This window comes from Alcanivorax sp. HI0083 (genome assembly GCF_001635175.1).
Genome location: NZ_LWFX01001749.1, coordinates 1 through 1,438 on the forward strand (window position 1 = coordinate 1; position 1,438 = coordinate 1,438).

General features: G+C 58.8%; 2 protein-coding genes. Both read right to left on the reverse strand.

Annotated features, from left to right (window positions below):
- A partial coding sequence (locus A3754_RS25440; protein ID WP_082904834.1) for a sigma 54-interacting transcriptional regulator occupies positions 1 to 887 on the reverse strand: 887 nt, incomplete at its 3' end.
- 87 nt (positions 888 to 974) lie between these two features.
- On the reverse strand, positions 975 to 1,438 hold a 464-nt coding region (locus A3754_RS25445), incomplete at its 5' end, for a nitrogen regulation protein NR(II) (protein WP_231880794.1).

The following is a 1,438-nucleotide window of genomic DNA, read 5'->3' on the forward strand; positions in this document are numbered from 1 at the left end:
TCACGGAAATCGCCTTCCTTCACCAGCTTTTCCAGATCCTGGTGAGTGGCGGCAATAATGCGCACATCCACATGGATCGGCGTGGTCCCGCCTACGCGATAAAATTCGCTTTCCTGCAGCACCCGCAACAATCGGGTTTGCGCTTCCAGTGGCATGTCGCCGATTTCATCGAGAAACAAGGTGCCGCCATTGGCCTGCTCAAAGCGCCCCACGCGCTGATTATTGGCGCCGGTGAAGGCCCCCTTTTCATGGCCGAACAGCTCTGATTCGATCAGGTCTTTGGGAATCGCCGCCATGTTCAGGGCAACGAAGTTTTTCTCGCGCCGCATGGAATGGCGGTGCAAGGCGCGAGCCACCAGCTCCTTACCCGTACCGGACTGACCATTGATCAACACCGTCACATTGGAGTGACTCAACCGGCCAATGGCACGAAACACCTCCTGCATGGCCGGGGCTTCACCGATAATCTCGGTGGGCGCCTCTTCAACCGGTTCAGGAAAGTCGCCACGGGACTCTTCCCGATGCTTGATGGCCCGGCGCACCAGCGCCACCGCTTCATCCACATCAAACGGTTTGGGCAGGTATTCAAACGCGCCCCCCTGGTAGGAGGCCACGGCGGAATCCAGATCGGAATGCGCCGTCATGATGATCACCGGCAGATCCGGATTCTTGCGCTGCAAAATTTTCAGCATCCGCAACCCATCCGTGCCGGGCATGCGCACGTCGCTGATCAGCACTTCCGGCTCCTGCCCGCCCTGCTCCAGGGTATTGAGCGCTTCATCCGCATCTTCAAAGCAGGTCACCGCGTAGCCTTCCTGGCCCAGCGCCTTTTCCAACACCCAGCGAATGGAGCGGTCATCATCCACAACCCAAATACTGACACTCATGACCTGCTACTCCTGTTGTTTCCATCGCCACCGCAATCAGCGGCCGGCTTGTATGGCGTCGCTCTGTTCAAAGCAGCGCAATTAACGCTATGTCGGTTTCTCTGTTTCATCCAGCTGCTCCATGGGCAGCAGGATGCTAAACACGGTTTCGCCCGGCTGGCTCTCGCACTCAATCAACCCCTGATGCTGGCTGATGATGGACTGTGCAATGGAAAGCCCCAGCCCGGTGCCGCTGGCACGGCCACTGACCATGGGGTAGAACAGGGTTTCCTGCACATCCTCGGCAATGCCCGGGCCGTTATCGATAATGTCCATGCGCAGCACCAAACGGTGACGCTGGGCGCCAATGGTGAACTGGCGCAACACCCGGGTACGCATGGTGATGCGCGGTGCCGGCGTCTTCGATTCCAGCAACGCCTGGGTGGCGTTGCGGATAAGGTTCAGTAATACCTGAATCAGCTGGTCCCGGTCGGCGATCACGTCCGGCAAGCTGATGTCGTAATCGCGCCAGATCGCCACGCCTTTGGGGTATTCCGCCAGCAACAACTGGC